9 protein-coding genes are annotated in these 8,439 nt (G+C 66.9%); 3 read left to right on the top strand and 6 right to left on the bottom strand.

Annotation, left to right across the window (positions count from 1 at the left end; all coding sequences use genetic code 11):
• Positions 1-744 (top strand): (Fe-S)-binding protein (locus RCJ92_RS13855; RefSeq protein WP_446754850.1); only part of this gene is annotated, 744 nt, incomplete at its 5' end.
• A gap of 642 nt (positions 745-1,386) precedes the next feature.
• Here RCJ92_RS13855 and RCJ92_RS13860 read toward each other — a convergent pair.
• Genes RCJ92_RS13860 through RCJ92_RS13880 form a run of 5 tightly spaced genes read right to left on the bottom strand, consistent with a single transcriptional unit; the run spans position 1,387 to position 5,021 of the window.
• Positions 1,387-1,665, bottom strand: a complete 279-nt coding sequence (locus RCJ92_RS13860; RefSeq protein WP_446754851.1) for a metal-sensitive transcriptional regulator — start codon at positions 1,663-1,665, stop codon at positions 1,387-1,389.
• Positions 1,666-1,707: 42 nt separating this feature from the next.
• Complete coding sequence (trxA, locus tag RCJ92_RS13865) at positions 1,708-2,079, bottom strand: thioredoxin (RefSeq protein ID WP_446754852.1); 372 nt, start codon at positions 2,077-2,079, stop codon at positions 1,708-1,710.
• Positions 2,080-2,103: 24 nt separating this feature from the next.
• Positions 2,104-2,964 (bottom strand): sulfite exporter TauE/SafE family protein, encoded by an 861-nt coding sequence (locus tag RCJ92_RS13870; protein ID WP_446754855.1) that lies wholly within the window; start codon positions 2,962-2,964, stop codon positions 2,104-2,106.
• 22 nt (positions 2,965-2,986) lie between these two features.
• A complete protein-coding gene (locus RCJ92_RS13875) occupies positions 2,987-3,589 on the bottom strand; it encodes a rhodanese-like domain-containing protein (RefSeq protein WP_446754853.1) in 603 nt (200 codons plus the stop codon).
• A gap of 34 nt (positions 3,590-3,623) precedes the next feature.
• The gene (locus tag RCJ92_RS13880) at positions 3,624-5,021 is read right to left on the bottom strand and encodes an MBL fold metallo-hydrolase (RefSeq protein WP_421014665.1); all 1,398 of its coding nucleotides are present in this window, start codon (positions 5,019-5,021) and stop codon (positions 3,624-3,626) included.
• A gap of 216 nt (positions 5,022-5,237) precedes the next feature.
• Between RCJ92_RS13880 and RCJ92_RS13885 the strand changes: the two genes are divergently transcribed.
• On the top strand, positions 5,238-6,593 hold the full coding sequence (locus RCJ92_RS13885; protein ID WP_343831757.1) for a TIGR01777 family oxidoreductase: 1,356 nt from the start codon (positions 5,238-5,240) through the stop codon (positions 6,591-6,593).
• A 75-nt stretch (positions 6,594-6,668) separates the two neighbouring features.
• Here the strand turns inward: RCJ92_RS13885 and RCJ92_RS13890 are convergent, their stop codons facing one another.
• Complete coding sequence (locus RCJ92_RS13890) at positions 6,669-7,310, bottom strand: carbonic anhydrase (RefSeq protein WP_138174641.1); 642 nt, start codon at positions 7,308-7,310, stop codon at positions 6,669-6,671.
• A 374-nt stretch (positions 7,311-7,684) separates the two neighbouring features.
• Here RCJ92_RS13890 and RCJ92_RS13895 point away from each other — a divergent pair.
• Positions 7,685-8,439, top strand: a 755-nt coding sequence (locus RCJ92_RS13895; RefSeq protein ID WP_446754854.1) for a thiamine pyrophosphate-binding protein, incomplete at its 3' end; no start/stop codon positions are given.

Genomic DNA, 8,439 nt, shown 5'->3' on the forward strand with positions numbered 1-8,439 from the left:
GCCCGCAAACCGTTGACCGGACGGCTCGGCGCCCCCGATGCCGAGCCGGTGGCGCTCTACCTGCCCGCCTGCGTCAACTCCATGTTCGGCTCCTGCGGGGATGGGCCGGGGGTGGGAGCCGCGTTCGAACAGCTGCTGCGCCGGGCCGGGGTCGCGGTGCTGGTGCCCGAGGGCATCGAATCCATGTGCTGCGCCACACCCTGGACCTCTAAGGGCTATGCGCAGGGTCATGAGGTGATGGAGGCCCGCGTCCTGAACCGGGTGCGTGCCGCCCAGCCTGCCGGCGGCAGGCTGCCGGTGATCTCCGACGCGAGCAGCTGCACCGAGGGGTTTGAGCACATCCTGGGCCAGGACGGATTCCAGGTCATCGACGTGCTCGGCTTCACCGCCGAGCACCTGCTGCATCGGTTGCCGGCGGGGCAGAAAATCCAGTCGCTGACCCTGCACCCCACCTGCTCCTCCACCCAGATGGGGCTGAACGACCAGCTGGTGCAGATTGCCCAGGCGGTTGCCCACACCGTTCAGGTGCCCCAGGACTGGGGATGTTGTGGCTTTGCCGGGGACCGGGGCATGCTGCATCCGGAGCTGACCGCCTCGGCCACCGCTGTGCAGGCCGAACAGGTGCGCCAGCTGGACAGCCAGGCCCACGCTTCCTGCAACCGCACCTGCGAATTGGGAATGAGCCGGGCCACGGGCAAGGACTACCAGCACGTGTTGGAGCTGCTGGCCGCGGCTACTGCCTGAAGCCTGAAGAGGCGGTGAGGCAAACTCCCTCTGCACTGGGTGAGTTGATCTCACACGCGAAGCGTGGGGGATGCAGGATCCCCTGGGGTCCGCCCCGTGTGGGTGCTTGAGCGCGCGAATCCATCGTTGTCCTAGCACTCGCACAGGGCCATCACGGCGGCCACGGTGATACTTGGTACCGGCTCGTGGGGCAGCCGCCAGTCCAAAGTGCTGGCGGCTGCCCCAAAGCGCTTCCGCCGGTACATTTCGTGCCTGGCAGACGAGCGATCCGGTGGCCCCATATGCCTTATGATGCACCGCCTTGCGTCCTTATCAGGCGGTAGCTACCGGGAGATCAGAAGAAAGTGGACTTCATGTCTTGCGGGAATCGGGGTGTACAACCCGGATTCCCGCAACGCAGCTGCAGTTTCTTGCACAACTGCTTCCAGGCGAACCGCTCCCGGCTCTAGCGTCCAAAGAGCCGGCTAAAGAAGCCCTTGCCCGGCTCGTTCTCGTGGCCTTGACAGCGGTCCTTGGCGGGGACGCCGCGCATAACCGAGTCAACGTGCTGGCCGCAGCCGGCCCAGGTGGTCTTGCCACATTTTTTGCAGGAAACCTGTCGGCACATGAGGTGCCTCCTTCTCTGGCTGGTAAGCCGTAAATCTAGGAAAGTGAGAGGAAGAGCTTCTCCAGCTCTTCAACGGTCAAGCCGTCTTCCGCTTCGGCGGTCTTTTCGGGATCGATGAGGCAGTGCTGCATGGCCGTGGCCACGATGGCGAATCCGGCGCGGTCCAGGGCGGTGGACACGGCAGAGAGCTGGGTGACCACGTCGCGGCACTTGCCGTCGTTCTCAACCGAGTTGATCACTGCATCAAGCTGGCCGCGGGCCCGCTTCAGGCGGTTGAGGATGCGTTTGTGTGTGGCTTCATCTGCGTTGCGCATGATGTGCTCCTATTCGAAAAGACCATGGGGTGCACCCCCGGATTACTGTTGGGACTTCCCCGCGGCCGCCATCTGGGCGTGCACGGCTTCCATGTCCAGGTTCTTCAGCGAGGCAATCAGTTCCTCCAGGCCGCGGGAGTCCAGCGCACCGGGCTGGGAATAAACCAGGACGCCGTCCTTGAACGCCATCAGCGTGGGAATGGAGGTGATCTGGGCGGCGGCCGCCAAGTTCTGCTGCGTCTCGGTGTTCACCTTGCCGAAGGTCACCTCCTGGTGCAATTCGGCGGCGGTGTCGAAGACGGGTGCGAAGTTGCGGCACGGGCCGCACCAGGCTGCCCAGAAGTCGACCAGCAGCATGGCAGAGGACTTGACGGTTTTAGCGAAGTTCGTTTCGGTCAATTCTAGCGGTTTCATTGATGCTCCTTTGGTTGTTGGTGGTTACTGCACCGCCCGGGCATTGCGCCAGGGGCATATGGCGGAGAGGGTCGGGATTTTGGTGCAAAGCACCCAGGCGAGGGTGAGCAGGGCCATGGCAGCGGCAAGGATGGCGCCTGCCGGGTGCGGCAGTTCCTGGGTCAGGACGAAGACGCCCATGGCCAGCACGAAGTATCCGAACCCGCGGCGCAGTCTCTGCTCCGGCACCTTCGAAGCCAGTCGCGCTCCAACCAGGGAGCCAATGATCGCTGCTGCCGTGATGAGCAGGGTCAGCGGCCAGTTGACCGCGGTGGAGTTCAGGTGCCCCAGCATCCCGGATGCCGAGTTCAGGGCGATGACCAGCAGGGAAGTGCCGACCGCATGCTTCATCTGCAAGCCTGCCAGCAGCACCAGGGCCGGGACGATGAGGAAGCCACCGCCGGCACCCACCAGGCCGGTGACCAGGCCGACGACCAGTCCGACGGGAATGTACAGCAGCACAGAACGGCCCTTGGCTTCGGCGCCGCCGGCCTTCTTCCGTCCGCGGATCATGTTCCGGGCACTGGCCAGCATGATGATGGCGAAGGCCACCATCAGCACCGTGGCGGGAATGACCGTGCTGGCCAGGCCGCCGAGGAACGCGCCGCTCATGCTCGCTGCGGCGAAGAGCAGGCCGGGAACCCAGCGCACGTGGCGTGCCCGCGCGTGGGGCGGCAGGCTGGCCAACGAGGTCACGCCCACCACGAACAGCGAGGTGGTGATCGCTTCCCTGGCGTCCATGCCCGCCACGTAGGTGAGCAGTGGAACCATCAGGATGGAACCACCGCCACCCAGCAGACCCAGAGTCAGGCCGACGACGATCGACAAGGCCAGGACCAGAATCACCAATGGCTCCACGTCCTTGCCCCTACTTGCCGTTCGGGTTCAGCAGCTGCCCGGCGCTGGGGATCTGGGCCAGGGGGTTGGCCTTGGCCGTGCTGGCCTGGTTCCACGGCATCTTGGACAGCAGGCTGGCCATCGCGCAGGAATTGCTGGCCGCGGAATAGGTCAGGCCCGCGCCGATCGCCGCCGAGAGGTAGCCCAGCTTCGGGTGGATCAGCTTCGAGGCGACGAAGCCCAGCAGCACCAGCGAGCCTGCGCTCATGCGGACCTGGCGGTCCATGGCCCAGCGCCGGGTGCCGCGCACCACGGTGCCGCCGGACTTCTCATAGGCCGCGATGCCGCCTTCGAGCACGCTGCTGGCTTCGATGTGGATGTCGACCAGCCTCTGCTGCGCCTGGCCGGCGCGGACACCGGACTGGCAAACCAGCACAATCTGCTTGCCCAGCTTGCGGGTCACGTCGTGGGCGTGCTCCGCGACCAGCTCCAGCGGCAGGTTGTAGGAGCCAGGGATGTGCACGGATTCAAACTCCGCGGGGGTGCGCACATCCAGGACTGCTACGCCGGATTCGTCGGACGCCAGCAGCTTTTTTAGGGCCGCTGCGTCCATGACATCAATGGGGGTGCTCATGCTTGAGGGGCGTGTCCTTCTTCGTGGGGTTGGATTAGGCGTTGGTCTTGTTCATGGCGGCAGCCCAGCCGGCGTAGCTGCCGGTCAGTTCGACCACGTCGTACCCGGCATCGCGCAGGGCGCTGGCAACGACCGAGTTGCGCAGGCCACTTTGGCAATAGGTGACGATCTTGCCGTCGGTCGGAAGTTCGTCCAGGGCCCACAGGGCGCGGCCGCCGGAGATGTGCTTCGCGTCCGGGATGGCTCCGGCGTTGAACTCGCCCCGGCCGCGGACGTCGAGGAGCAGGGCGTGATCGAAGTCCTCCAGCTCCGTCGGGTCCACGCGTGGCGGGATAAAAGCCGGCAGGCCCCGAAGGCTGGTGGCGTAGCCGGACACCGCATCGATGCCCACACGCATCAGGTGGTCGCGCATTTCCTCGGCCGACTCCAGGTTCTCGGCGAACAGGATCAGCTGGCGGTCGTCGGCTTGCGGGTCGAAGGCCCAAGCGCCGAAGCTCGCCATCTTGGAAATGGCCGGGATGGCCAGGGCGCCGGCGACGGTGCCCTCGGCTACGGCCACATGTCCACGGGTGTCCACGAAGACCGCCTCTTTCGCGGAGGTCTTCTCGATGATCTGCTGTGCGGTGAACTGAACCAACTCCGGCAGGGTGCCCAGCACCTTGGCGCCGTCGCGGTTCTGGCGCTTCATTCGGGCGAAGTAGGCGTGGGCGTCGGGCTGTCCGTCGAGCAGCTCGGCGATGAAGCCCTCTTCGTCGTTATTGGCCAGGTAGCGGCCCCACCAGGCGAAGTTGCGCTCGTAGCCCACGGTGGTGGAGGGAACGGCGCCCAGCGCCTTGCCGCAGGCACTGCCCGAACCGTGGCCCGGGTAGACCTGGATGTGGTCCGGCAACTTCAGAAAGACGTCGCGCAGCGAGGCGAACAGGTCCCTGGCCCCGGCGAAGCGGGTGTCCACGCCGCCGGCCGCCTCGTCCAGCAGGTCCGGGCGGCCCAGATCACCGGCGAAGATGAAATCGCCGGAGAGCATGTAGCCGGGCTGGTCGCTGAAGGCGCCGTCGGTGATGAGGAACGAAAGGTGCTCCGGGGTGTGGCCGGGGGTGTGGCGCGCGGTCACGGTGATGTTGCCCAGTGTGATGGTGTCCTTGTCCATTAGGCGCTCGGCCTGGAAGCTGTATTGCCAGTCGGCTCCGCCCTCGCCCGAGACGTAGGTGGCGGCCCCGGTGGCGGCAGCCAGCTCGCGGGTGCCGGAGAGGTAGTCGGCGTGGATGTGGGTTTCGGTCACCGCGACGATGCGCATTCCGTGCTTGGCGGCCAGTGCCAGGTACCCGGAGATGTCACGCCGGGCATCGACGACGATTGCCTCGCCCTTGGCCTGGCAGCCGATGAAATAGCTGGCTTGGGCCAGATCTTCGTCATAGAAGCGTTCCAGAAGCATGGTGCATCCTTTCGTGGGGGTATGCACCCAACCTAGGCTATACCCCGGGGGGTATGTCAAGCGGGCCCGTCGGCCCGTGATTGGTGGCAAGGGGCCTGTGAAAACAAGCTGGAACTTTTCGCTGGCCCACAGCCCGCAAATTTGCGGCATATCCTGCCCTGAGCGCCGCGGCAGGAGCAACGCCCGGGCCGCCTGGTTCTCCGCTAGGGTTGGGCCATGAGCATTGAACGCGCCGTGCAAGTGCCCCAGCCCATCGATGAGGTGGTGGCCTGGTTCTCCCGGCCTGGCGCGGTGCGCCGCCTGCTGCCGCCCTGGCTGCCGCTGAAGGTGGAACAAGAAGCCCGATCACTGCGTGACGGCACCGCGCTGCTGCGGCTTCCGGCCGGAGTGCAGTGGGTGGCCCGGCATCAGCCGCGGCAGTACATTCCGGGCCGGCGCTTTGTCGACGAACTGGACCCCCAAGGGTGGCGGTCCCTGCCCACCAGGGTGCTGCACTGGCGCCACGAACACCTTTTTGAACCGGTCGGTACCGGGCACACGCGGGTGGTCGACCGGATTGACTCCAGCATGCCGGCCTCCTCCACCGTGCGCATGCTCGCCTACCGGCACCGCCAGCTGCTCGGGGACCTCGCCGCGCACCAGCAGGCGGCCGACGCCGGACTGGGTTCTGGCACGGTCGCAATCACCGGCTCCAGCGGACTGGTGGGCCAGGCCCTGGCCGCCCTGCTGTCCACCGGCGGGCATCGGGTGATCCGTCTGGTGCGCTCGGCCCCCGCCGGGCCGGGGGAGCGCCTGTGGGATCCGGCCAACCCCGACCCCCGGCTGCTTGCGGGGTGCGATGCGGTGATCCACCTGGCCGGGGCCAGCATTTTTGGCCGTTTCACGAAGGAACACCGGCACGCCGTCGAGTCCAGCCGCATTCAGCCGACCGCCCGGCTTGCCCGGTTGGCCGCCGACAGCGGCGTGGAGACCTTCATCAGCGCCTCGGCGATCGGCTACTACGGTGGTGCCGGCGGGGACCAGGAATGGACCGAAGAGGCTGCGGCCGGCAGTGGCGGGGATGACTTTCTCAGCCAGGTGGTGCGCCGCTGGGAGGCCGCGGCCCAGGAGGGAAGCAGCCAGGGGATGCGCCGTGTGCAGGTCCGCACCGGAATTGTCCTGGACAGCGGCGGAGGGATGCTGGCGGTGCTGCGCCCGCTCTACGCGGCCGGCCTGGGTGGCAAGCTGGGCCATGGGCGGCAGTGGATGTCCTGGATTGGCCTGGATGACCTGCTCGACATCTACCTTCGCGCGCTGTGGGACCGTTCGCTGAGCGGCCCGGTGAATGCGGTGAGCCCGCATCCGGTGCGCAATGAGCGTTTCTCCGCGGACCTGGCCGCCACGCTGCATCGCCCCGCGGTGATCCCGGTGCCCCAGTTCGCGCCGCGCCTGGTGCTCGGACGCCAGGGCGCGCAGCTGCTGGCCATGGCCGACCAGCGGGTGGTGCCGGACAAGCTGCTGCGGGCCGGGCACCGCTTCCGTACCGCGCAACTGCCCCAGCTGCTGGCCCACACGCTGGGCCGCGCCGAGTAGGATACGGCGGCCGGCCGGTACACCGGCAAAAGGACCCCGGCTGCCCGTACTATCGGGAAGCCGGGGTCCACAGGATTAATCCAGCACCGGGGCCTGCAGGCCGAAGCGGGATACCGCCTGGGCCTCTCCATCGGCCAGGTGGTAGGTGACGCCCACAACGGCGGTGCGTCCCTCATCGATGGCGTCGGCGATGATGCGTGAACGGTCCACGAGCCGCTCGGAGGTCTCCCGCACGTGTTCCACCACGGTGGAGTTCACATCGCTCAGCCCCTTGCGCTCGGCCGCGAAGACCGACGGGGTGATGTGCTCGACCAAATCGCGGATGAACCCCTTGGGCAGGGTGCCGCTGCGCTTGGAGTCAATCGCGCTGGTGACCGCGCCACAGCTGTCATGGCCCAGGATCACGATTAGCGGGATGTTCAGGATGTCCACGGCGAACTCCAGCGAGCCCAGGCTCGCCGAGTCGATGACGTGGCCGGCGGTGCGCACCACGAAGACGTCCCCCAGACCGACGTCGAAGATGATCTCGGCGGCCAGGCGCGAGTCCGAGCAGCCGAAGATCACGGCGAACGGCTCCTGCCCGCCGACCAGGGATTGACGTCGATCCCCGTCCTGGTTCGGGTGTTCGGTGTGGCCCTTGATGAACCGCTGGTTTCCTTCGGTGAGCTTCTTCCACGCTTCGGTGGGGGTCATGGCATGCTGTGCGGGATTCGACATACCTCAAAGTTTATCCCCGCCCGATGCCCGCGCCCCCGTCGCCGGAGCCCGTACAGTGCGGCACTGGACTGGCACGGTGCCGGTTTCTGCCCAAATTTCCTAGTCAGCTTTCGGTGGCGGGGGCACCGCAGGGCACGGCTGGTGCGCCGTCACAAAACTGCACACCGCCAGGCTGGGGGCTAGGCTCCGGCGTCGGCACCGGCCGGGTGTGGTCTTCGGTGCGCGGCATGCCTTATCCTATTGAATGTCAGGAACCGTTTTACGGTTTCCGGCGCTCTCAAAAGGGGCGATACCCGCTGGCGGCTCTCCGGTAGCGAACGGTAGCGGCAGACATATATGGAATTTTCTCAATCAGCATTTCGTGAAAAGAGTCCATGATGTCCAGCGTCTCAGCTGTAATCGCCCGCGCCCTGAAGCCGATCGCCCCGCAGATTTTCGGATTGATGGGCAACGGCAACGCCCACTTCCTGGATGCCGCGGTCCGCCAGGGCTTCGACTACACCGCCGTTCGCCACGAACAGGCCACCGTCACCGCCGCCGACACCCACTTTAGGCTCAGCGGCAAACTCGCCATCGCCTCCACCACCTACGGCGCCGGCTTCACCAACGCCGTGACCGCGCTCGCCGAGGCCGCGGCCGCCAACACCCCGGTGCTCTTTGTAGCCGGGGACGCGCCCACCGGCGGGCTGCGCGGCTGGGACGTGGACCAAACGGCGATCAACACCGCGGTACGCGCGGTCACCTACACGGTGGACGCCCAGAATCCCGGACACACCGCCCTGCAGGCCGCCGCCCACGCACTGCGTGAACGCACCCCGGTCGTGCTGGCGATCCCCTATGACCTGGCGGCTGCCCCGGCAAGCCAGGAAGGGCCCTGGGATCTGGGTCAGTACAGCTTTGACCCGCCGGCCCCGCGGCTGGGCGAGGAACAGCTGCAGCAGATTGCCGCGCTGCTCAACGCCGCACAGCGCCCCCACGTGCTCTACGGCCGCGGTGCCCTGGACGCAGCCGGACCCATGGCCCGGCTGGCCGACAAGCTCGGGGCCACCAGCTCCGGCACCCTGCTGGCCCGTGATCTGTTGGCCCGCCCCGCCGATCTTGGCATCACCGGGGGCTTTTCCACCGAAGC

This window comes from Glutamicibacter sp. BSL13 (assembly GCF_052928425.1).